Genomic DNA, 22,399 nt, shown 5'->3' on the forward strand with positions numbered 1-22,399 from the left:
CTGACCTGCCAAACGGTCCTATCGTGGACCCATCTCACCGAAGGAGCCCTGATGACCCTGCCCCTGCGCGGCCTGCGCGCCCTTGTCGGCGTCGGCGCCCTGTCCGTCCTGCTGGTGACCGGGTGCGGGTCCGGGCAGGACGGGGAGCAGGCCGGCACCCAGGACGGAGCCCCGGTCACCGTGCACTCGCTCGAGGGCGAGGGCTACACCGCGCTGGTCCGGACCTCCGGTGCCGACGGCCAGGACGCGGGGCCGCTGACGGGCACGCTGGTCGTGGGGCCGGGCGACTGCCTGGCGCTGAGCGCGCAGGACCAGCCGCACCTCGTGGTCTGGCCCGAGGGCGCCGCCACGCTCGACGGTCAGCCGGGCATGACACAGCCCGGGCACGGTGAGATGCGGGTCGGCACCGACGTCACGATGGAGGTGCGGCAGGTCGACCTGACCGAGCTCGACGGCATACCGGAGCAGTGCCGGCAGGGGTTCGCCGAGACCGTGCTGGTCGTCGTCGACGAGTGAGGGTCCCCGGAGCCCCCGGGCGACGAGAGGACCCCGCGCCGGGAGGTGCCGTGCTCAGGCGTCGATGCGGTCGCGGTCGAGGTCGTGCGCGGAGTCGACGATGAAGTCCTTGCGCGGGGCGACGTTGGTGCCCATGAGCAGCTCGAAGACCTCCTCGGCCTTGGCGGCGTCGGCCATGGTGACCCTGCGCAGGGTGCGGTGCCGCGGGTCCATCGTCGTCTCCGCGAGCTGGTCGGCGTCCATCTCGCCCAGGCCCTTGTACCGCTGCATCGGCTGCTTGACCGTGCGTCCGCGCTTGGTCAGCGCGGCCATGGTGCGTCGCATCTCGGCCTCGGTGTAGGTGTAGATCATCTCCTTCTTGGCGCGCCCCGAGGCGTTCACCTCGAGCCGGTGCAGCGGAGGCATCGCGGCATACACCCGCCCCGCCTCGACGAGGGGGCGCATGTAGCGGAAGAAGAGCGTCAGCAGCAGGGTGCGGATGTGGGCGCCGTCGACGTCGGCGTCGGTCATGATGATGACCTTGCCGTAGCGCGCCAGGTCGAGGTCGAAGGAGCGCCCGGAGCCGGCGCCGATCACCTGGATGATCGCCGCGCACTCGGCGTTGTGGAGCATGTCCGAGACCGACGCCTTCTGCACGTTGAGGATCTTGCCGCGGATGGGCAGGAGCGCCTGGTAGTCGCTGGAGCGCGCGAGCTTGGCGGTGCCCAGGGCGCTGTCGCCCTCGACGATGAAGAGCTCGGAGCGCCCGGTCTCGGTGGTGCGGCAGTCGGCCAGCTTGGCGGGCAGGGTCGAGGACTCCAGGGCGTTCTTGCGGCGCTGCGTCTCCTTGTGCAGGCGTGCCGAGATGCGTGACTTCATCTCGGCGACGACCTTCTCCAGCAGCAGGGCGGACTGGGCCTTGTCCCCCCGCCGGGTCGAGGTGAGCCGCGCCGTGAGCTCCTGCTCCACCACCTTGGCCACGATCTGGCGGACCGCCGAGGTGCCGAGGACCTCCTTGGTCTGGCCCTCGAACTGGGGCTCGGCGAGCCGCACGGTGACCACCGCGGTCAGGCCGGCCAGCACGTCGTCCTTGTCGATCTTGTCGTTGCCGGCCTTGAGCCGGCGCGCGTTGACCTCGACCTGCTTGCGGAAGACCTTGAGCAGGGCCTGCTCGAAGCCGGCCAGGTGGGTGCCTCCCTTGGGGGTGGCGATGATGTTGACGAAGCTGCGCACCGTGGTGTCGTAGCCGGTGCCCCAGCGCAGGGCGATGTCGACCGCGCAGTCACGCTCGACCTCGGTCGAGGTCATGTGACCCTTGCTGTCCAGCACGGGCACGGTCTCCCGGAAGGTCGCCGACCCCTGCAGCCGCCAGGTCTCGGTGACCGCAGGGTCGATGGCCAGGAACTCGGCGAACTCCGCGATGCCGCCGTCGTGCTGGAAGACCTCCTCGTGCGGGCCGTCGGCTGCGGGAGTGTCCGGCAGGCCGCGCTCGTCCCGGATGACCAGGGTCAGCCCCGGCACGAGGAAGGAGGTCTGGCGGGCCCGGGTCACCAGCTCGGGGTAGGCGAACTCCGCCTTGGCGAGGAAGATCTGCGGGTCGGCCCAGTAGCGCACCCGGGTGCCGGTGACACCACGCCTGGCCTTGCCGCTGACCCGGAGCTCGCTGTTGCTCTCGAACGGGGTGAACGGCGCGTCGGGAGAACGCTCACCCGTGTCGCTGAACACGCCGGGCTCCCCGCGGCGGAAGCTCATCGCGTAGGTCTTGCCCGCCCGGTCGACCTCGACGTCGAGCCTGGACGACAGGGCGTTGACCACCGAGGCACCGACGCCGTGCAGGCCCCCGGACGCGGTGTAGGAGCCGCCGCCGAACTTGCCGCCGGCGTGCAGCTTGGTGAACACGACCTCGACCCCGGACAGTCCGGTGCGGGGCTCGGCGTCGACCGGGATGCCGCGGCCGTTGTCGCGCACCTCGACCGAGCCGTCCGGCAGCAGCACCACCTCGATGCGGTCGGCGTGACCGCCCAGCGCCTCGTCGACCGAGTTGTCGATGACCTCCCAGAGGCAGTGCATGAGCCCCCGCGAGTCCGTCGACCCGATGTACATGCCCGGGCGCTTGCGTACGGCCTCGAGCCCCTCCAGCACCTGCAGGTGCCGTGCCGAGTAGTCCGTGGCCACCGTGGAGCTCCTTCGTCGACGTCGTGCGGGGCGGGCGCTGCGGGCGCCTGTCCTCGCAGGTTAACCGAGGGCAGCGACAGACCCGGTCAGGCGCAGCGTCCGCCGGGTACGTCGGCTCACCCGGTCGGAGCGGCGGTGCTGGTCGTGACGTCCCCGTCCGGCGTGCGGCTCACCTCGGCGGCGGTGGACGGTGTGGCGGTGTCGACCGCCGCGTCCTGCGTCTCGACAGGGGCGGTCTCCGCCGAGGGGAGGTCGGGCTGCGACGACGTCGGCCCGGTCGGTGCCGGCGTGGTCTCGGTCGGTGCCGGAGTGGGGTCGGTCGGTGCCGGAGTGGGGTCGGGCTCGGAGACAGAGGGCTCCGGATCCGGCTCCGCCGTCGTCGGCTCGACCTGCTCCGTGGTCTCGTCGGTCCGCGCCGTGTCGGTGTGCAGGTCGACCGGCTGCTGCCAGGAGTGCAGCCGCCCTGCGTCCACCTCGAGGGAGGACGCCGACGCCAGCGCCCCTCCGAGGCCCACGGTGACGCCGGCCACGAGCACCGGCAGCAGGAACCGGCTACGCATGCTCGAGCTCCTTGTCCTGCTTCGGCTCCGCATGCTCCTCCGGGCGCCGGTTGAGCAGCATCACCGTCGTGAGGCCACCGACGATCGCGGCGAGGAACGGCGGGGACCGTAGCTCGGCGATCATGGTGCCGACGTTGGGAGCCGTCACCCACGCCTCCCCGAGCACCTCGTCGGTGCTGGGCGTCCAGTCGTCGACACGGTCCTTGTTGTCACCCTGCATGACGAACCCGTCGGTCCCTTCCCCCACGATGCGGTGGACGACGAGCGACCCGGCCCCGGGCTCTCCCTCGGGCACCGGGAAGGTGACGATGTCACCCACCTCGTATGCCGGGCGGTCACGGAGCACGACCAGGTCGCCGTCGTAGAAGGTGGGCTCCATGCTCTCCCCGCTGACCACGATGTAGGAGGCCGGACCGCCCAGAGCCACCGGGCGCAGGAACAGCACCCACCCGAAGGCAAGGACGCTGAGGACCAGCCACGGCACCGCCTTGCGCACTGTGGTCACCCTTCTGAAGCACATTGTGCCCGCCTGTCATGCATGGAGCGGTGGCGGCGCCTGCACGCCGCCACCGCTGTTGCCAAGCGTCAGCCCGAGATGGACACGCGAACGTTCTCGATGTCCTGGGCCTCCAGCGGGGTCGCGAAGTCCACGCGCTCAGAGCCGGCGGAACCGATTGTTGAGATGATGGCGTCGGCCCCGTCGATGTTGACGTAAAGCTCAGCACCCTCACACTCGCTGGCGATGTCGGACACGGTGAGCCAGTAGACAAGGGCGGGCTGGCCGACCGAGACGTCGTCCGTCTCAAGGGCCCAGGCAAGGTCGACGCCGTTCTCGTCACAGGTGGTCGAGGCGTCTCCCGTCTGCAGGGTCGCCCCGCTGTTGATGTCCAGCAGAGAGGCGGAGGCGAAGGCGAGGGTGGCGACGGCGGCGCCGCCGGCGAGGGCGGTGATGATGCGCTTCATGATGTTCCCTTTGTGAGTGCTGACGACGGGACCCCCCGTCGGGACGGCGTCAAGGTAGGAGCCGGACCGACCCTGACGCAACGTCACAGTGCGGTCACGAAGGTCACGAATCGTCTTCTCCTGTGGCGGTGGGCAGGCGCCGCTGCTAGGCGTGTCAGGGGCCGGTTGTCGTGCTCCCACGATCGCGTCCGGACCGAGACACTGCGACAGAACAACCCCTCCCCGATGCGCTGGCGGTGCCCAGCCCTGCCACCAGCTCCCCACCGGCTCATGAGATGGATCACACTGTCCGACACCAGCTGTCGCAGGCTTTGCGACACAGTGCGGCCCTCAGCCCTCCAAGGGGATCGCCACCACCGGCTCCGAGGTCGGCTGCTCGGAGCCGCCCTCGGGCTCCACACTCAGCGCCACGGCGGTGCTGCCCTCCGGGTCGCCCTCCAGTGCGGCGTCCGACGCAGGGTCGGCGACGACCCCCGCGGAGTCGATGACCCCGTCCTCCCGCACGAACCAGGCCTGGTACACCTGCCCGGCCGGAAGGTCCGGCAGGTCGGCCGCCTCGAGCACCGCACGGTCCTGCTCGGCCGAGGTCACGACGACCACGGGGACGCCGTCCAGCTCCGCCTCGTGGCGCACCGCGTCCTGGGCCTGCACCACCTGGTCGACAGCGGTGAGCTGCTCGTCGAACACCTGCCACACACCCCAGGCGCCCACGGCCACGAGGCCGGCCGCGGCCACGCCCCAGACCCACTGCGGACCGCGGCGGCGACGCAGCGGGCGGACCACGTCGGCCTCGGCCGCGACCTGCTCGAGCAGGCGCTCACGCACCCCTGGCGGCGGCGCCAGCTCATGCCCGTCGCTGAGGCCCACCACCGCCTCACGCAGGTCGGCCAGCTCGCGACGACAGTGCGCACAGGTCTCCAGATGGTCCTCGACCCGTGCGCGCTCGGCGTCGTCGACGGCGTCGAGAGCATAGGGGGCGAGCAGGTCGTCGACGTGCCCCTCGGTCTCGTTGCCGTTCATGCCCGACCTCCCATCTGATCCCGTAGTCTGCGCAGCCCGTCCCTGATCCGGGTCTTCGCCGTGCCCAGGGGCACCCCGAGCCGTTCGGACACCTCCCGGTGGGTCAGGCCCTCGAAGTAGGCCAGCTCGAGCGCCTCCTGGTGCGGAGGCCCGAGCTCCTGGACGGCGGAACGGACGGCCTGTCCCTGCATGCGGTGCTCGACCTCCTCCGCCGTCGGGTCCGGCGCGGGCCGGTCATGGCGTGATTCGTAGGCCTGGTCACGGTCGGATTGCGCCTGAGCCGAGCGGACCCGGTCGACCGCCCGGCGATGGGCCAGCGTGAGCAGCCACGACCGGGCGCTGCCCCGGGTGGGGTCGAAGGAGGACGCGGTGCGCCACACCTGCAGGTAGACCTCCTGCGTCACCTCCTCGGCCTGGGCGTGGTCGCGCAGGATGCGCACGACAAGGCCGTGGACCCGGGCGCCGGTGCTGTCGTAGAGCAGGGCGAAGGCCTGCTGGTCGCCGCCGGCGGTGGCCCTCAGCAGTTCGCCGAGGTCAAGGTCCGGGGGCGGTGACATGAGGCCATGATGAACCACCGTTACGCCGTGGGCAGAACCGGACACATATCGGCGCTGCGCGGCGTTGCCCCACCAGGTGACATGTTTGACTGGATGTCACCTCGGAAGGTCCCGCCGGGGCCGCCGAAGGAGATGGAGAGGAGCACAGACGTGAACGCCACCCTGGCACCTGAACTGACTGCCGCCGACCGCTGCGACCGCTGCGGCGCGCAGGCCTACGTCCGCGCTCGCCTGGCCGACGGACTCGAGCTGCACTTCTGCGCCCACCACGGGCGCCAGCACCTGGACAAGCTGCGCGGGCTCGGTGACGTGAAGATCACCGACGAGTCCCACAAGCTGCACCAGGACACGTCCTCGTCGGTCTGACCCGAAGGGCCCCGGCAGGGTCCCTGCCCCTGGCACACTGGCCGCCATGACATTCGTCGTGGCGGTCTGTGCCGTCGTGATGGCGGTCGGGCTGCTGGGCATCGTCGTGCCGGTGCTGCCCGGGCTGCTGCTGGTCTGGCTGTCGATCCTGGCCTGGGCACTGGTCGAGAGCTCGACCACCGGGTGGGTCGTCCTGGGCCTCACGTCCGTGCTGTATGCCGTCGGGATGGTGCTGGAGTTCCTGATCCCCGGACAGCGCATGCGCCGTGCCGGTGTGCGCACCAGCACCCTGGTGGTCGCGGTGGTCGTCGCGATCGTGATGGGGGTCGTGATCCCGTTCATAGGCTTCCTGATCGGCTTCCCCCTGGGGATCTACCTGGTGCAGCGCGTCCGCCGGTCCACGCACGACCACGCTTGGGAGGCGACCGTGCACGCGCTCAAGGCGGTGGGCCTCAACATCGTCATCGAGCTGGCCACAGCGCTGCTCATGATCAGCACCTGGGTGTTGGCACTGGTGCGGACCACCTGACGGCGACATCCTGGACGTGGCCGTCCTCGACGTCCTCGACGCAGCCGCCGCGCTCGCTGTGCCCTAGAAGGAGCTGCCTCCGCGGCGCTTGTCCCACCGGTGCTCGAGACGCTCCATGAACGTCCCGGAGGGACGCTGCTTCTTGCCCTTGCCGGCGGGCTTGCTCACCGAGCCGTCCTGCTGCACGGCGCCGATCTTGGGCGTCGGCCGGGGGGAGAACACCCATACGCCGCCGAGCACCATGGCACCGAAGCCGAGGCCACCGATCCAGATCATCTGCAGGGTGACACCGAGGACGACCAGCCCCAGCCCCGCGATGGCGACGAGCGCGCCCACAGCAGCCCGACGACGGGCCGCGGCTACCTGACCTGTGGACTTCAGGTTGGAGGCGAACCGCGGGTCTTCGGCGTAGAGCGCCTGCTCCATCTGCTCGAGAACACGCTGCTCGTGCTCGGAGAGCGGCACGGGGACCTCCCGGGTGGTTCGGGCGGACCGTCGTCAGACGGTCCGTCGGTGGGGTGACACAGTCGGCACATCTGACGGCTGTGTCCTTCTATGAGGATATGTCGAGAACGTACGAAGTACTACCCCATGTTCCCGCGGGCTCCGGACGAGTCCGGATGTCGCATCGCTCCGGCGCTCCGGCCGACCAGGCTGGCCGGTCTCACCGCACCGTGGCCGAAGCGGGACGTCGCCCGGTCCACCGCCCGCTCTGCGTCACGCCAGCCGTGCAGAGGCTCGTCCAGCCGGCCCTGCACCGCGGTGTGCTCGCTCTCGGTCAGCCCCTCGACCCGGACCCCCAGCAACCGGATGCGGACGCGCTGCAGCCCCAGCGAGGCGTAGGCACCGCAGGCCGCCGCATACACCTCGCGGCTGACGTCGGTGGGGGTCCGGAGCGTGCGGGACCGGGTGATGGTGGTGAAGTCGGAGAAACGGACGGTGAGCACCACCGTGCGCCCGAGCATCCCGGCGTGACGCATGCGGGTCGCGGTGCGGTCACTGAGGTGCAGCAGCTGACGCCGGATGACCTCCGGGTCGTCGATGTCGTGACCGAACGTCTCCGACGACCCCACGCTGCGCTCGACCCGGGCAGGGGTGACCCGGTCGGTGTCACTTCCCCAGGCCAAGGCGTGCAGGTGCTCCGCGGTGGCCTTGCCGAGGGCACGGCGCAGCGTGTCGGTCGGCAGGTGGGCGATATCGGCGACGGTGCGCAGACCGAGCCTGTGCAGGGCGGTCTCGGTCGCCTCCCCCACCCCCCAGAGCGCGCCGACGGGCATCGGGTGGAGGAACGGCACGACCCGGTGCGGCGGCACCATGCACACCCCGTCGGGCTTGGCGGCCCGCGAGGCCATCTTGGCGACGGCCTTGGAGGCCGCACCCCCGACCGAGCAGGTGACCCCCTGCTCGTCGGCGATGGTGTCGCGGATCCACCGGGCGATCTGTGCGGGCGACCCGAGACGGCGACGGGCTCCGGAGACCTCGAGGAACGCCTCCTCCATGGACACCGGCTCCACCCTGTCGGTCACCTCGGCGAAGACCGCCATGACCGCCTCGGACACCCGCCCGTAGCTGTCGTAGTCGGGCGGGACGACCGTGGCGGCCGGGCACAGCCGCCGGGCTCTGGCCATCGGCATGCCCGAGCGGACCCCGAACTCCCGGGCCGGGTAGGTGGCCGAGAGGACCACGCTGCGCCAGCCACCACCGATGATGACGGGCAGGCTGTGCAGGTCGGGGTGGTCCAGGAGCGACACGGAGGCGTAGAAGGCGTCCATGTCGACGTGGAGGACGGCACACTGCCGGTCGTCGACGTGGTCCTCGGCCGGCTGGTCCGGGAGGCCGGGTGGTCCGTCGCCCCTGCCGAGGGTGCCCGCAGGGTCGTGCAGGAGCGCGTCGGTCACCATCCCGAGCTCCCGGGGCTGGAGTGCCAGAGCTTGCCGACCGACCCGCGCACGTCTCCCCCGGCCGGGCCCACGTCCGCGTAGGGCGACTGGCGGAACCCGGAGGCGTGCACCATCACCCGTCGACCTCCGGGGTGGTCGACGGCTGCGACCTCGGCGAGCGCGGAACGCGAGGCCTGCTCCATCGCGTCGCGGACCGCCTCGATGCCCTCGGTGTCGTAGAGGTGGGCCAGGTGGGTCATCTCCCAGGCCCCGGTGGCCCGCACCGACCGGCCGCGAGGACCGGTGCGTCGGAGCACGCCGCGGACGACGAGCAGCCAGGAGTGGAAGACGGTGGCGGCGTAGGGGCCCTGTGCGTCCTCGAAGAACGTGGCGTCGCTGGGGCCGGTGCCGTCGTCGAGGGTGAGGAACACCACCCTGCGACCGGACCGGATCGGGGGCGTCTGGGTGGCCACCTTGGCGCCGGCGATGAGCACCTCGGCCTGGTTGCGACAGTGCAGGAGCCGGTCCGACGGGGTGACCCCGAGCGCACGCAGCATCGGCTGGTAGGTGGTGGTCACGTGCGCGCTGACGTCCATGCCGAGGACCTCGAGCTCGGCCAGGGTCTGCTCCTGGGGGGTCATCTCGGGCAGCCCGCTGCCCGTGTGCACCCGCGGCTCGTCGCCGAGGTCGAGCGCGAGCTGGGTCGGGGCGGCGGGACGGGTGTGCCAGCTGCGGGCGCCCCGGGCCTGCGCCGAGGTGCGCTCCGCCACCTCTCCCGCGGCGCTCGCGGTGCCCACCGCGTCGGCGGCACCGGCCGCGCGGACAGCGTCCGGGCCGGGAGGAGCCACGCGACGGCCACGAGCGCGACCGGAGGCGGTGCGTGACTGGCGGGTCCACCGCTCCAGCTCGGCGACGTGCAGGAGCAGGTCCCTGCGGGTCGGGCCCGACCGGCGCACCCCGCGGCCGGCGCCGACCCCGTGGAGCTCGTCGAGCCCGCCGGCCACCACCAGCCGTTCGACGACCGGTCGGCTCACCCGGGCCCGCTGCCAGAGGTCGGTCAGTGAGGCGAAGGGCTGTCCGGCGACGATCCGCGACACCTCCTCGTCGGTGATCCCCTTGACCTCCGCGAGGGACAGACGGATGCCGTAGTGCGAGGCGCGGCGCTCGACCCGTCCCATCTCCACCTCGACCCGGTCCCCCGGGCCGCCGTCCTTCTCTGCACGGTGCCGCGGCACCGGGTCGCAGCGCTCGACGCGGTAGGTCGCGCCGGAGGCGTTGACGTCGAGCCCGAGCACCTGGACACCCATGGTGCGGGCCTCGTCGAGGATCAGCCGCTTGGGATACATCCCCGGGTCGTGGGTGAGCACCCCGGCGAGGAACGCCGCCGTGTGATGGGTCTTCAGCCATGCCGACTGGTAGGTCGGCAGCGCGAACGCTGCCGCGTGCGCCTTGCAGAACCCGAAGGAGGCGAACGACGCGAGCACCCTCCAGATGCGTTCCACGTCCTCCGGTGTGTAGCCCCGCGCGGCCGCCGCGGGACGCCACCACTGCTCGACCTGCTCCTGCCCGTGAGGGCTGCCCATCGCCCGGCGGACCTCGTCGGCCTGGGCCAGGCTCACCCCGGTCGTCTCGGCGACGATCTGCAGCACCTGCTCGTGGAAGACGACCACCCCGCACGTGCTGCGCAGCGCAGGGACCAGCGTGGGGTGGAGGTACTCCGGGGCGCCCCAGCCCTGCCGCGCGTGCAGGAAGGGCCGGATCATGTCGGACTTGACCGGCCCGGGACGGAACAGGGAGATGTCGATGATGATGTCCTCGAAGGTCTCCGGTGCGAACTTGCCGACCAGCTCACGTTGCCCGGGTGACTCGATCTGGAAGCAGCCCAGGGTGCGGGTGGACTGGATGAGCGCGAACGTCGACCCGTCGTCCAGGGGCACCTGGTCCTGGTCGTCGAGGTCGACGTGGAGCCCGTCGACCCGCTCCACCTCGGCGACGGCATGGGCCATGGCCGACTGCATCCGGATGCCGAGGACGTCAAGCTTGAGCAGGCCGAGCTCCTCGACGTCGTCCTTGTCGAACTGGCTCATGGGGAAGCCCAGCCAGCTGGCCTCGACCGGTGTGCGGTCGAGCAGCCCGGTGTCGGACAGGATGACCCCGCACGGGTGCATCGCGATGTGCCGGGGCAGGCCGTCCAGACCCTCCACGAGCTCGAACAGCATCTGCATCCGGGGCGCGTCGAACCCGAGCCGGCGCAGCTCCGGCAGGTCCTGGACGGCTGCGCGGGCGTCCTTGGCCCGGATGTGCGGGAAGGCCTTGGCGATGACGTCGATCTCGCCCGGTGGCATCCCGAGCGTGGCGGCGACGTCACGGATGGCGTGCCGGACGCGGTAGGTCTCCATCATCGACACGCAGGTGACCCGTTCGGAGCCGAACCGCTCGAGGATGCGCTCGTAGATCTCGGTCCGCCGGGCCGACTCCACGTCGATGTCGATGTCGGGCAGCTGCGCCCGCAGCGACGAGCAGAAACGCTCCATCAGCAGGTCGTGCCGGACGGGGTCGACGCCGCTGATGCCGAGGAGGTAGGTGACCAGGCTCCCGGCCCCGGAGCCGCGCGCAGCGACCCGCACACCCTGCTCCCGGATCAGGTCACACACCTGGGCGACGGTCAGGAAGTAGGTCGGGTAGCCCAACCCGGCGATGACACCCAGCTCCTCGTCGAGACGCCGCTGGACCTGCTCCAGGTGAGCACGCGACCCGGTGGGGTAGCGCCGGTGGACCGCAGTCCGGCAACGCTCGGTGAGCACCTGCTGGGCCTGACCGATACCGGTGACCCCCAGCACCTCCGGCTCGGGCAGGTGGACCGCGCCGATGCCCAGGTCGGACCGTGCGTCCTGATGACACTGCTCGGCCACGCGCAGCGTCTCCTCCAGCAGGTCGTGGGCCCGGGCGCCCGGCCCGGCGGCGTCGGCGACCTGCCGGGCCACCGCCACCATGTCGGCGGTGCCGGCGAGGTGCCCTGCCGTGCTGACCCGGTCGAGGTGACGCTCGTCCAGAGGCACCATCCGCCGGGCGGCGTCCAGCACGTCGACCACCCGTGCCTCGGGCACCGTGGCGTGCCGGACCCAGGCGCTGAGCACGGCGGGAACACCACGCTCCTGGGCCAGGCCCCACATCCGGGCGGCGTGGGTCAGGCTCGCCGGGGTGTGCGGCGGACCGCCGTGACAGACGACCTCCACCCGCACCGTGTCTGCGGGCAGCACCCGCAGCCACCGGTCCAGCAGCGCACGTGCACGTTCGCGACGCCCGTGCAGCACGGCCCGGCCGACGTCGGAGTCAGGGCCCAGCATGAGCACGACCGGAGGGATGTCGTCGACCGGCACGGCAGCGCGGGACAGGAGCTCCGGCGAGGTCCGGGGGCTGCCGCGCTCTCCCGCCAGGTGGGTGTGCGTGACGAGCCGGCACAGCCGGGACCATCCGACACCCGGGGCGAGCCCGGCCTGCTGGCCCCGGGCCAGCACGGTGACCCGCGGGTGCTGGTCGTCCACGAGGGCCCCGCCCTTGACCGGGTGCGCCCGCCCGCGGGGTGGTGCCCCCTGGTCTCCGGCCAGCGCCAGGTCCACGCCCAGCACCGGGGCGATGCCGGCGTCGCGACAGGCCCGGACGAAGCGCACGGCGCCGTAGAGGCCGTCGCGGTCGGTCAGCGCCAGGCTCGGCTGACCGAGCGCAGCGGCCCGCTGCACCAGGGCCTCAGGGGCACTCGCCCCGTAGCGCATCGACGAGCTGGAGGCCACGTGCAGGTGAGCGAACCCCTCCTCCACGCCGGCTCACCGCACGCCGGTGGCGACGAGCCCTGCCGGCAGCGGCTCCGCTGCCGGCAGGTGCAGGGCGGTCCGGACGATCTCCAGGAACCGCTCACCCTGACGGACCAGGTCGTCGGCGTCACGCCGGCTCACCGACTCGCTGCCGCGCTCGACGGCGAGCCGGCGTCGCCCGGAGGCGGCGTAGAGCACCGCCCACTCCGTCAGCTCCGGGGCAACGGTCGGCAGCACCTCCCACACGCTGCGAGGCCGAGAGCGGCGGGAGGGCAGCGTCCGCGCCGCGATGAGTGCCGAGGCCGCCCGCAGGGCCGCGAGATGGGCCTGGGTGTAGCGCTCGGCGGGTGTCGGGCTGTGACAGGCCTGCAGCAAGCCCTCCCGTGCCCGGTCGAGCAGGTCCAGCACCGTGGACGTGCCCGCAGCACCTGTCCCCGATGTCGTGCCGGATGTCCGTGTGGTCGTGCTCATCTGTCCGTCTCCCTCGTCTCGTCGCCCATGGTGTGTCCGGTCCCTGCCGGGTGCGTGCTCAGTCGGCCATCCGCACCAGCTGCCAGTGCTCGCCCTCGGCGAGGTCGTACACCCCGATGCCCTGGTGCCGTCCCGCCGAGGCCTCCACCCGCCATACCCGGTGCTCCAGGACCTGCTGCACCGCGGTGTCCTCGTCCTCCCACGCGGAGCGCCACCAGGGCAGGCGCTGGGTCCAGTGCGCCACCACCGCATGCACCACGTGGACCCTGCCCCTCCAGATGAACGCGGTCGGGACCGCGCCACCGGCACCGAGACGCTCCGTCGACTCCGGCAGACGACCCAGCAGGGGGTCACCCACCTGGACCTCGACGCGCTCGTGGTACTGCCGGCTCATCGCCCTCACCCCTTCGCACCTGCTCCGCATCATCGAACCTGTGTTCGATACGAACGAATGTACGACACCCCACCGACAGGGTGTCAACACCCCCTGCGCACCGGACGCCGAACGGACCCCGGGGCCGTGGGAGGCGGGCCAGGACCCCGTTAGGCTCGGAGGCGACCGCCCTTCCTCTCAGGAGACCCTGTGCCCCCGAGCGATCCACCCCGTGCCGAGCAGGTCGAGACCCTGCCCGGAACCGAGCGCCTGCACCCCCTCGACGGGGTCGACCTGCGGCGACGGGTCCAGCAGGCCCTCGACGAGCACGTCGCGCGCCAGCGTGAGGTGCTGGCCGAGGTCGGCGCCCCCGTGACCGAGCTGGTCGACGCGGTGGCGGACCTGCTCTCCGGCGGCAAGCGGCTGCGGGCGGCCTTCCTGTACTGGGGCCACCGCGCCTTCAGTGACGACGACTCGCCGGCCCTGGTGCGGGCGGCGAGCGCCATGGAGGTCTTCCAGGCCGCCGCCCTGCTGCACGACGACGTGATGGACAACAGTGACCTGCGCCGCGGACGGCCTACCGCGCACCGCGCCTTCACCACCCGGCACGCCGAGGCCGGGTGGGCCGGCGGCTCGGCCGAGTTCGGGCAGGCCGCGGCGATCCTGGCCGGGGACCTGTGCCTCAACTGGTGCGACGAGATCTTCGCCGGCTCCGGCCTCCCCCCGGAGCAAACCGCCCGGGCCCGTCCGGTCTTCGACACCATGCGCACCCAGCTCATGGGCGGGCAGTACCTCGACGTCCTGCAGTCGGCCCGGGACTGGACGGCTCTGAGCCATACCGAGCGCATCGCCCAGTGCCGCACGGTCATCCGCTACAAGAGCGCGAAGTACTCCGTCGAGCACCCGCTGCTCATCGGCGCGGCGGCGGCGGGCGCACCCCCGGAGTCGATGGCGTCGCTCTCCCGCTACGGCCTGGCCCTGGGCGAGGCCTTCCAGCTGCGCGACGACGTCCTGGGGGTCTTCGGTGACCCGGCAGCCACCGGCAAGCCCGCCGGGGACGACCTCAGGGAGGGCAAGCAGACCGTGCTCATGGCGCACGCTCTCGAGCACGGCAGCGCGGCAGACGTGACGGTGCTGCAGGGGTCGCAGGGACGCCCGGACCTCACCGAGGTCGAGGTCGAGGCCTGCCGGGACATCCTGCGCCGCAGCGGCGCCCTGGCGCTCACCGAGGAGATGATCGACGCGGGGTGCACGCAGGCGTGCCACGCGCTGGAGGCCGTCGCCGGGCTGCGGGCTCAGGGGCGTGCGGCGCTGGAGGACCTGGTCGCCATCAGCACGGCCCGGGCCACCTGAGCACGGCCCCGGGAGACCAGCTCACCCGGCCGGGACTCACCACGCGGTCTCCTGGGCCCGCCTGCGGACCTCGGTCTTGTTGCCCGTGCGCAGCGAGCCGATGGCGCTCCCCCCGGCGAGGCTGTCGTCCGCCCTGTGCAGCCACTCGATGATCTCGCCGTCGTCCATGCCGCTGTCGGTGAGCACGGTGATCGTGCCGCGCAGGTGCTTCAACGGCCCTTCGGGGGTCACGAAGGCCGCCGGCACCATGAGCGCCCGGTGCGGCCCCCGCCGCACCCCGACCAGCTCCCGCTCCTGGATCCAGGTCTTCACCGTCGGCAGGCTCGCGCCGGTGACCTCCATGATGTCGGGCACGGCCAGCCACGCGTCGTCCGGAATTACATCGGTGTCGTTTACCACATTATCTAGTCTTTCATACGGATCGACACGCCGTCGATGTGGCGCATGTCCGTGATCTTCGGTACTGTCCCATCCGTCACACAGGCAACGCTGCCGTACGCACGACGCGGTAGCCACACCTGTCACTCGGGGAACGACATCTCACCTACCACCGAAGGGACGCCATGAGTCCGCTGCCGGCTGCTCTGCCCCCGTTCGACGTCCCTGCCCCCGCTGCCGCCCATGCCGCGGTCAGCACCGGCCCGGCGGCTCTCGCCTCGACTCTCGCCACCGAACGGACCTGGACCAGCTACACGGTCCGCCCGGGCGACACCCTCTACGACATCGCGGAGGCGCGCGGCACCACGGTCCAGGCCCTGGTCGCCCGCAACTCGCTGGCCCAGGGCGGCCGCTGGCTGACCCCCGGGCAGCGGCTCAGCGTCCCCGGCAAGGCCAGCTCCAGCTCGGACACCTCGTCGCAGTCGAGCACGACCACCAGCAGGAGCAAGGGCGCCACCGTCACCGTGCGCCCCGGCGACACCCTGTCGCACATCGCGCTGCAGCACGGCGTCAGCGTGCGGGACATCATGAAGGCCAACAGCGTGACCAACCCGCGGCTGATCTTCCCGGGTCAGAAGCTCACGATCCCCGGCACCGAGAGCTCCTCGTCCTCGCGCAGCAAGGACACCTCCTCGTCCCGGAGCAGCTCCTCCGGCTCGAGCAAGAGCAGCACCAGCAAGAGCAGCACCAGCAAGAGCAGCAGCAAGAGCACGAGCAAGGGCGCCACCGTCACCGTGCGCCCCGGCGACACCCTGTCGCACATCGCCGCCCGCCACGGGATCTCCCTGTCCGCCCTGCAGTCGGCCAACCCCGGCCTGGACCCCCGACGTCTCTGGGTAGGCCAGAAGGTCGTCGTGCCGGCAGGCTCCTCGTCCTCGTCCTCGTCCGGCACGGTGACGCGCCCCTGGACGCCCGCGACCATCGGCGACACCAAGAAGGGCGAGAAGGTGCAGGACACCTTCCTGCACTACACCTACAGCTCCGCGGTGGCCCGCTCGGCCGCTGCCAACCGGGAGTACCTCGCCGAGGTGCCGGTGCCCTCACGGGCGGAGACCAAGAAGCTCATCACCGACACGGCGCGGCGTCATGGTGTCGACCCCAAGCTCATGCTGGCCCTGGCCTACCAGGAGTCGGGCTGGAACCAGCGGGCGGTCTCCCCGGCCAACGCGATCGGCATCATGCAGGTCATCCCGACCTCTGGCGAGTGGGCCTCGATGCTGATCGGTCGGGACCTCAACCTGCTCGACCCCCAGGACAACGTCACCGCCGGGGTGGTCATCATGCGGGCGCTGCTGCGCTCGGCCTCCACCGAGCAGAAGGCCATCGGTGGCTACTACCAGGGGCTGGCCAGCGTCAACCGGCACGGGCTGTTCTCGGACACCAAGCACTACGTCGCCTCGATCCGGGCGCTGCGCGACCGGATGTGAGACCCCGCAGGTCCCCGGATCTGCCAGCAGGTCTTCGTACACTCGCGATGTGAGCACCGCGACCCCTCCTGCGATCGACCGCGTCGTCGACGGTCGCTACCGGGTGGACGCGCACCTGGCCGAGGGCGGGATGGCCTCGGTCTACCGCGCTCACGACCTGCGCCTGGACCGGCCCGTCGCGCTCAAGGTCATGCGCCCGGACCTGGCCCGGGACGCCGACTTCGTGACCCGCTTCCGTCGCGAGGCCCGCGCGTCCGCCCGGCTCTCGCACCCGCACGTCGTGTCCGTCTTCGACCAGGGCGAGGACGGCGACATCGTCTTCCTCGCGATGGAGCTGGTCGAGGGACGCACGCTGCGCGAGGTCGTCGCCGCCGAGGCGCCCCTGTCGACGCGGCGCGCGACCGAGATCGTGGACCAGGTCCTCCAGGCGCTCGCGGCGGCGCACCGGGCCGGCATCGTCCACCGCGACATCAAGCCGGAGAACGTCCTCGTCAGCAGCAACGGCCCGGCCAAGGTCGCCGACTTCGGGCTGGCCCGCGCGGTGACGGCAGGCACGACGAGCCGCACCACCGACCTGCTGTGGGGCACGGCGGCGTACCTCTCCCCCGAGCAGGTGGAGCACGGCCGCTCCGACGAGCGCACCGACGTGTATGCGGTGGGCCTGCTGCTCTTCGAGCTGCTCACCGGTGTCAAGGCGTTCGCCGGGGAGAGCCCGGTGCAGGTGGCCTTCCAGCACGTGCACGGCGAGGTCGCCCGTGCCTCCGACCTGGTGTCGACCGTGCCGGCCGAGATGGACGCCCTCGTCCGGCACGCCACCGCCACCTCCCCCCAGCAGCGGCCCGCCGACGCCGGGGAGCTGCGACGTGAGCTGCACCGGGCGGTCTCCCAGCTCTCCGACGCCGAGCTCGACGCCACCCCGCGCACCGTCCCGCAGGAGCGCACGGAGCGCATCGACCTGCGTGCCGACGCCACACGCCCCGTGCACCACGCCACGGCCGTGGTCCCGGTGCAGACGCCCCGGCGGGAGGGCACCTACGCCCGCACCACCGGCAACCGTGTCGCCGCTGCCCCGGCCCCGGTCCCGGTCCCGGGTGGACGCGACGCCCGTGCCGGGGGTCCACGGCGCCGGCTCGGGGCGTTGCTGACGGTCCTGCTGCTGCTCATCGGCGTGGGTGGTGCCGCGACGGCGTGGTACTTCAGCGCCGGGCCGGGCATCCACTCCCCGGTGCCCACCCTCGTCGGGCTGTCCCAGGGCCAGGCGGTGCAGGCCCTGCAGAGCCAGGACCTCGGGGCCGAGGTTGTCCAGGACTACTCCGAGACGGTGCCGGCGGACACCGTGCTGGAGGCCTCCGAGAAGCCGGGCACCTCGGTGCGGCACGGGACGGTGGTCACCCTCACCGTCTCCCAGGGCCCCGAGCGGTATGCCGTGCCGGCGGTGGTCGGCAGCACGCTGGAGCAGGCGCAGGCGGCCCTGGAGGAGGCCAACCTGGCCCTGGGCGAGACGACCGAGCGGTTCGACGAGGCCGTCCCGGCCGGGCAGGTCATGTCGGCCGAGCCGGCCGCCGGTGAGCCGCTGCCGCCGGGCACGTCGGTCGACCTCGTGGTCAGTGCGGGTCGGGAGCCGGTCGAGGTGCCGCAGGTCCGCGGCGCGACCGAGGGCGAGGCCCGGGCGACCCTCGAGGACGCCGGCTTCGTGGTGCAGGTGGAGGCCGAGCGGGTCACCGACGACGAGGTCGCCGAGGGCTCGGTGAGCGCGCAGACCCCGTCGGAGGGCACGGCCTTCCGTGGGGACACCGTCACCCTCACCATCTCGGAGGGCCCCGAGCTGGTGACGGTGCCCCGGCTCATCGGCATGTCGTGGCCGGAGGCGGAGTCGCTGCTGGGCGACCTGGGCCTGGAGGTCGTCCGCGAGGAGATCGCCGGCGGGTTCTTCGACACGGTGCGCTTCCAGAGCATCGAGGAGGACGAGGAGGTGCCGGTGGGCACCGAGGTCGTCCTGACCGTGCTCTGAGCTCAGTCGCGGTAGGCGTAGCGCTCCTCGCGCTCGACCCTCCCGCGGGGGTGGTAGCCGTGCTGCTCCCAGTAGCCCCGGGGTGTCGTGTGGTGGTAGTCCATCGCCAGCACCCACTTGGGGCCCTTGAACGCATAGAGGTGCGGCAGCACGATGCGCGCCGGCCAGCCGTGCTCGGGGGTCAGCGGCTCTCCGTCCAGGTGCGTGGCCAGCAGGGCCGAGGGGTCGTCGAGGTCGGTCAGGCGCACCGCGGCGCTGTAGCCGTAGGCCGCCGAGAAGAGCACGTGCTCGACCCCCGGCTCCGGCGGGGCCAGCCGCACGATCTCGGCCAGGGGCACACCCGACCAGGTCAGCCCCGCCACGCTGACCTTCGAGACGCAGTGCAGGTCCGAGTGCACCGTGCGGCGCGGCAGGTCCTGCAGCGTCGCCCAGTCGACGACGGTCTGGCCACCGTCCTCGGTCGCACCGCCCACCGTGAACGACCAGCGGTCCAGGTGCAGCCGCGGCACCCGGCCGTAGTGCATGGGCACCAGGGCCGGGACGTAGCGCTGACCCGGGGGCGATGCGTCCTGGCTCACGTCGGGCCCTCACGCACCATCTCGGCCAGCACCCCGGCCGCGTGGTCGCTCTGCTCCTGGGTGACGTCGAGGTGCCAGACCAGACGCACCTGGCTGGGCCCGGTCGCGAACCCGAGCACGCCGCGCTGGGCTGCCACCGCCACGAAGTCCGGCGCCCGCCAGCCGACCGCGCCGACGTCGAGCACGAGGATGTTGGTCGGCACGTGGTCGGGGTCGACGACCTCGGGGCGGGCGTCGTGCACCGCTCGGGCCGCCTGGGCGGCGCGGGCGTGGTCCTCGGCCAGCCGCTGCACGTGGTGGTCGAGGGCGTGGAGGCCGGCCGCGGCCAGCAGCCCGACCTGGCGCATGCCGCCGCCGAAGCGCTTACGCCATACCCTCGCCTGGCTGACCATCTCGGCGGACCCGACCAGCACCGACCCGACGGGCGCGCCGAGCCCCTTGCTCAGACACACGGACACCGTGTCGGCACAGGCACCGTAGTCGGACAGCGCGACCCCGGTCGCGACGTGGGCGTGCCACAGGCGGGCACCGTCCAGGTGCACCGCGACCCCCCGCTCCCGCGCCAGGCGGGCCACCTGCTGCATCGCCTCCAGCGGCTGGACGGTGCCGCCACCGAAGTTGTGCGTGTTCTCCAGCACGACACAGGCGGTGCTCACCAGGTAGGGCCCTGCCTGGGGGGCCATCATCCGGGCGGGCTGCTCTGGGTCCAGCAGGCCGCGCGGTGCGTGCCAGCTGCGGCTGGTGATGCCCGACAGGACCGCCGCGGCACCCATCTCGGCGCGCAGCACGTGCGCCAGCTCGTCGCTGAGCAGCTCCTGTCCGGGCTGCACGTGGTGGCGCACCGCGAGCTGGCCGGCCATCGTGCCGGTGGGGGTGAACAGCCCCGCCTCGTGGCCCAGCAGGCCGGCCACCCGCTGCTCGAGCACCGCGACGGTCGGGTCCTCGCCGTAGACGTCGTCGCCCACGAGGACCGACTCGGCGACCATGGCCTCCCGCATGGCGCGGGTGGGCCGGGTCAGGGTGTCCGAGCGCAGGTCGGCGGTCGGCATCAGCGCGTGCCCTGCTCCAGCATCTCGGCCACCTGGAAGGCCATCTCCAGGCTCTGCTGGTGGTTCAGGCGTGGGTCGCACAGCGTCTCGTAGCGCAGCCCGAGGTCGTCCAGGTCGACGGCGTGCGAGCCCCCGACGCACTCGGTGACGTCGTTGCCGGTCAGCTCCACGTGGATGCCGCCGGGCCAGGTGCCGACCTGCCGGTGGGCCTCGAAGAAGCCGCGCACCTCGGCGACGACGTCCTCGAAGGCCCGGGTCTTGTAGCCGCTGGGAGAGGTGAAGGTGTTGCCGTGCATGGGGTCGCACACCCAGGTGACGTGGTGGGCAATCTCCCCCACCGAGGTCAGCAGCTCGGGCAGCAGGTCACCGATGCGCTGCGCGCCCATCCGGGTGATGAAGGTCAGCCGGCCGCGGACCCGGTCGGGGTCCAGCAGGTCGACCAGCCGCAGCACGTCGTCGCGGGTGGCCGTCGGGCCGAGCTTGACCCCGATCGGGTTGTGCACCCGCCGGACGAAGTCGATGTGCGCCCCGTCCAGGTCACGGGTTCGCTCGCCGACCCAGACGAAGTGCCCCGAGGTGGTGTAGGGGTTGCCGGTGCGCGAGTCGCGGCGCACCATGGCGCGCTCGTAGTCGAGGACCAGCGCCTCGTGGCTGGCGTAGAGCTCCACGCGCCGCAAGGTCTCCGCGTCGGCGGCGCCGGAGGCCTCCAGGAAGCGCATCGCACGGTCGATGTCGCCGGCCATCTGCTCGTAGCGGGCCTGGGCCGGCCCGGACAGGAAGCCCTTGTTCCACATGTGCACACTGCGCAGGTCGGCGAACCCGCCGTCGGTGAAGGCCCGCACCAGGTTGAGTGTCGCCGAGCTCGCGTGGTAGGCGCGCAGCAGCCGCTCCGGGTCGTGGGCGCGGGCCCGCTCGGTGAACTCGAAGCCGTTGACCATGTCACCGCGGTATGCCGGGAGCGTCACCCCCTCACGGGTCTCCTCGTTGGAGGAGCGCGGCTTGGCGAACTGGCCGGCCAGCCGCCCGACCTTCACGATCGGCATACCGGCCCCGTAGGTGAGCACGACGGCCATCTGCAGGATCGTCTTGATCCGGTCACGGATGTTGGGGCCGGTGACGCCGGAGAGCGTCTCGGCGCAGTCACCGCCCTGAAGGACGAAGGCCTTGCCCTGCGAGGCGAGGGCCAGCCGGTCGCGCAGCGCGTCGCACTCGCCGGCGAAGACCAGCGGCGGGTAGTGCGACAGCGTGGTGAGGACCTCGGCGAGCGCGGCGGGGTCCGGCCACTGCGGCTGCTGCTTGGCCGGGAGGTCCGGCCAGTCGAGCACGTGGCCTACGGGGACGGCGGTGACGTCGGAGTGCACCCGACCATCGTAGGAGCGTGGCAGGGGTGCTCGTGTCACTCGGTGCCGGTCGGACGCTCACGAGGCACCGGCACGGACTGCTCGTCCGCCTGCTCCTCGAACTCCTCGTCCCTGTCCTCGTCGTCCCGGCCGAAGCGCTGCGACAGCCCGGTCGTCACCTGGTGCGTGGTGTCGCGCACCTGCTCGCGGGCCTGGTCCACACCCGCCCTGGCCTGCTCACGGGCCTGGTCCACCCCCGCCCGGGCCTGGTCGACGGTGGCTCGCGCCCGCGCGGCCACCCGCTCCTTGATGGTGGCGGCGTACTCGTCGACGTACTGCTGCCCCGAGAGCCGGGCCAGCTCGTACATGACCTCGTCGGTGATGGAGCGTAGGACGAAGCGGTCCTCCTCCATGCCGGCGTAGCGGGAGAAGTCGAGCGGGCGACCGAAGCGCACGCCCACCGGGTGCAGGTTGGGGATGGCCTGGCCGGTGGGCTGGGCCTTGTCGGTGTCGATCATGGCCACCGGGATGACGGGCACCCCGGCCTCCAGCGCCATCCGCGCCACGCCCGTCTTGCCCTTGTAGAGCTTGCCGTCGGGTGAGCGGGTGCCCTCGGGGTAGATGCCGAACAGCTCTCCCCGGCGCAGCACCTTCAGCCCCTGCTTCAGGGCGGCCATGCTCGCCTCGCCGCCGGAGCGGTCGATCGGGATCTGGCCCGCGCCGGTGAAGAACATCTTCGTGGCCCAGCCCTTGACGCCCTTGCCCGTGAAGTACTCCATCTTCGCGGGGAAGGTGATGCGCCGCGGCACGACCAGCGGCAGGAAGATGGAGTCGGAGAAGGACAGGTGGTTGCTGGCGAAGATCGCCGCACCCTTGGTCGGGATGTGCTCCGCGCCCTCGACCTTCGGCCTCCACAGCACCCGGACCACGGGTCCGACGAGGATCATCTTGAGCAGCCAGTAGATCACGTCGGGCCTCCTCACCTCTGACCGCCGAAGCCTA

Annotated in this window: 22 protein-coding genes; 6 read left to right on the top strand and 16 right to left on the bottom strand. The window is 72.0% G+C overall.

Going from position 1 to position 22,399, the window contains the following annotated elements; all coding sequences use genetic code 11:
• Positions 1 to 51: 51 nt before the first annotated feature.
• Complete coding sequence (locus LVO85_RS14250; RefSeq protein WP_232748162.1) at positions 52 to 516, top strand: hypothetical protein; 465 nt, start codon at positions 52 to 54, stop codon at positions 514 to 516.
• Positions 517 to 570: 54 nt separating this feature from the next.
• Here the strand turns inward: LVO85_RS14250 and LVO85_RS14255 are convergent, their stop codons facing one another.
• From LVO85_RS14255 to sigK, 6 genes are all read right to left on the bottom strand, one after another.
• Positions 571 to 2,670: a DNA gyrase/topoisomerase IV subunit B gene (locus tag LVO85_RS14255; RefSeq protein ID WP_232748163.1), complete on the bottom strand. Its 2,100-nt coding sequence runs from the start codon at positions 2,668 to 2,670 to the stop codon at positions 571 to 573.
• Between the two features lie 116 nt (positions 2,671 to 2,786).
• Entirely contained in the window at positions 2,787 to 3,230 is a 444-nt protein-coding gene (locus LVO85_RS14260) for a hypothetical protein (RefSeq protein ID WP_232748164.1), read from the bottom strand.
• Positions 3,223 to 3,735 carry a signal peptidase I gene (locus tag LVO85_RS14265; RefSeq protein ID WP_232748165.1) on the bottom strand — a complete coding sequence of 171 codons (513 nt, stop codon included), beginning with the start codon at positions 3,733 to 3,735 and terminating at the stop codon, positions 3,223 to 3,225. The genes LVO85_RS14260 and LVO85_RS14265 overlap by 8 nt, the downstream gene beginning before the upstream one ends.
• 80 nt (positions 3,736 to 3,815) lie before the next feature.
• Positions 3,816 to 4,193, bottom strand: coding sequence for a hypothetical protein (locus LVO85_RS14270; RefSeq protein ID WP_232748166.1), 378 nt, complete (start codon positions 4,191 to 4,193; stop codon positions 3,816 to 3,818).
• 330 nt (positions 4,194 to 4,523) lie between these two features.
• On the bottom strand, positions 4,524 to 5,213 hold the full coding sequence (locus LVO85_RS14275; protein WP_232748167.1) for an anti-sigma factor: 690 nt from the start codon (positions 5,211 to 5,213) through the stop codon (positions 4,524 to 4,526).
• On the bottom strand, positions 5,210 to 5,770 hold the full coding sequence (gene sigK, locus LVO85_RS14280; protein WP_232748168.1) for an ECF RNA polymerase sigma factor SigK: 561 nt from the start codon (positions 5,768 to 5,770) through the stop codon (positions 5,210 to 5,212). The genes LVO85_RS14275 and sigK overlap by 4 nt, the downstream gene beginning before the upstream one ends.
• 150 nt (positions 5,771 to 5,920) lie before the next feature.
• Here sigK and LVO85_RS14285 point away from each other — a divergent pair, with 150 nt between their 5' ends.
• Positions 5,921 to 6,136 (top strand): DUF7455 domain-containing protein, encoded by a 216-nt coding sequence (locus tag LVO85_RS14285; RefSeq protein WP_232748169.1) that lies wholly within the window; start codon positions 5,921 to 5,923, stop codon positions 6,134 to 6,136.
• Positions 6,137 to 6,182: 46 nt separating this feature from the next.
• On the top strand, positions 6,183 to 6,665 hold the full coding sequence (locus tag LVO85_RS14290) for a DUF456 domain-containing protein (protein WP_232748170.1): 483 nt from the start codon (positions 6,183 to 6,185) through the stop codon (positions 6,663 to 6,665).
• A 63-nt stretch (positions 6,666 to 6,728) separates the two neighbouring features.
• On the opposite strand, the gene LVO85_RS14295 is transcribed toward LVO85_RS14290, so the two are convergent.
• The 5 genes from LVO85_RS14295 to LVO85_RS14315 form a co-directional block, all read right to left on the bottom strand.
• A complete protein-coding gene (locus LVO85_RS14295) occupies positions 6,729 to 7,130 on the bottom strand; it encodes a DUF3040 domain-containing protein (protein ID WP_232748171.1) in 402 nt (133 codons plus the stop codon).
• Positions 7,131 to 7,249: 119 nt separating this feature from the next.
• Entirely contained in the window at positions 7,250 to 8,566 is a 1,317-nt protein-coding gene (gene dinB, locus LVO85_RS14300) for a DNA polymerase IV (RefSeq protein WP_269813547.1), read from the bottom strand.
• Complete coding sequence (locus LVO85_RS14305; protein WP_332875444.1) at positions 8,560 to 12,363, bottom strand: DNA polymerase III subunit alpha; 3,804 nt, start codon at positions 12,361 to 12,363, stop codon at positions 8,560 to 8,562. Before LVO85_RS14305 ends, dinB begins: the two co-directional genes overlap by 7 nt.
• Before the next feature lie 6 nt (positions 12,364 to 12,369).
• Entirely contained in the window at positions 12,370 to 12,828 is a 459-nt protein-coding gene (locus LVO85_RS14310; RefSeq protein WP_232748172.1) for an SAV_6107 family HEPN domain-containing protein, read from the bottom strand.
• A gap of 58 nt (positions 12,829 to 12,886) precedes the next feature.
• Positions 12,887 to 13,222 carry a DUF6504 family protein gene (locus tag LVO85_RS14315; protein WP_232748173.1) on the bottom strand — a complete coding sequence of 112 codons (336 nt, stop codon included), beginning with the start codon at positions 13,220 to 13,222 and terminating at the stop codon, positions 12,887 to 12,889.
• A gap of 189 nt (positions 13,223 to 13,411) precedes the next feature.
• Between LVO85_RS14315 and LVO85_RS14320 the strand changes: the two genes are divergently transcribed.
• Positions 13,412 to 14,554, top strand: coding sequence for a polyprenyl synthetase family protein (locus tag LVO85_RS14320; RefSeq protein ID WP_332875445.1), 1,143 nt, complete (start codon positions 13,412 to 13,414; stop codon positions 14,552 to 14,554).
• A gap of 36 nt (positions 14,555 to 14,590) precedes the next feature.
• On the opposite strand, the gene LVO85_RS14325 is transcribed toward LVO85_RS14320, so the two are convergent.
• The gene (locus tag LVO85_RS14325) at positions 14,591 to 14,953 is read right to left on the bottom strand and encodes an Rv2175c family DNA-binding protein (protein ID WP_232748174.1); all 363 of its coding nucleotides are present in this window, start codon (positions 14,951 to 14,953) and stop codon (positions 14,591 to 14,593) included.
• Positions 14,954 to 15,117: 164 nt separating this feature from the next.
• On the opposite strand from LVO85_RS14325, the gene LVO85_RS14330 reads away from it, so the two are divergent.
• On the top strand, positions 15,118 to 16,419 hold the full coding sequence (locus tag LVO85_RS14330) for a LysM peptidoglycan-binding domain-containing protein (RefSeq protein ID WP_232748175.1): 1,302 nt from the start codon (positions 15,118 to 15,120) through the stop codon (positions 16,417 to 16,419).
• A 49-nt stretch (positions 16,420 to 16,468) separates the two neighbouring features.
• Positions 16,469 to 18,430, top strand: coding sequence for a Stk1 family PASTA domain-containing Ser/Thr kinase (pknB, locus tag LVO85_RS14335; RefSeq protein ID WP_232748176.1), 1,962 nt, complete (start codon positions 16,469 to 16,471; stop codon positions 18,428 to 18,430).
• A 2-nt stretch (positions 18,431 to 18,432) separates the two neighbouring features.
• Here the strand turns inward: pknB and LVO85_RS14340 are convergent, their stop codons facing one another.
• The 4 genes from LVO85_RS14340 to LVO85_RS14355 are packed head-to-tail and all read right to left on the bottom strand — an operon-like array spanning position 18,433 to position 22,365.
• The gene (locus tag LVO85_RS14340; protein WP_232748177.1) at positions 18,433 to 19,008 is read right to left on the bottom strand and encodes a molybdopterin-dependent oxidoreductase; all 576 of its coding nucleotides are present in this window, start codon (positions 19,006 to 19,008) and stop codon (positions 18,433 to 18,435) included.
• Positions 19,005 to 20,057, bottom strand: coding sequence for a threonine aldolase family protein (locus LVO85_RS14345; RefSeq protein ID WP_232748178.1), 1,053 nt, complete (start codon positions 20,055 to 20,057; stop codon positions 19,005 to 19,007). Before LVO85_RS14345 ends, LVO85_RS14340 begins: the two co-directional genes overlap by 4 nt.
• Positions 20,057 to 21,418 (bottom strand): class II 3-deoxy-7-phosphoheptulonate synthase, encoded by a 1,362-nt coding sequence (locus tag LVO85_RS14350; RefSeq protein ID WP_232748179.1) that lies wholly within the window; start codon positions 21,416 to 21,418, stop codon positions 20,057 to 20,059. The genes LVO85_RS14345 and LVO85_RS14350 overlap by 1 nt, the downstream gene beginning before the upstream one ends.
• Before the next feature lie 35 nt (positions 21,419 to 21,453).
• Positions 21,454 to 22,365, bottom strand: a complete 912-nt coding sequence (locus LVO85_RS14355; RefSeq protein WP_232748180.1) for a 1-acyl-sn-glycerol-3-phosphate acyltransferase — start codon at positions 22,363 to 22,365, stop codon at positions 21,454 to 21,456.
• Positions 22,366 to 22,399 lie beyond the last annotated feature (34 nt).

Source organism: Ornithinimicrobium sediminis (assembly GCF_021272345.1).
Taxonomy (GTDB): Bacteria; Actinomycetota; Actinomycetes; order Actinomycetales; family Dermatophilaceae; genus Ornithinicoccus; species Ornithinicoccus sediminis_B.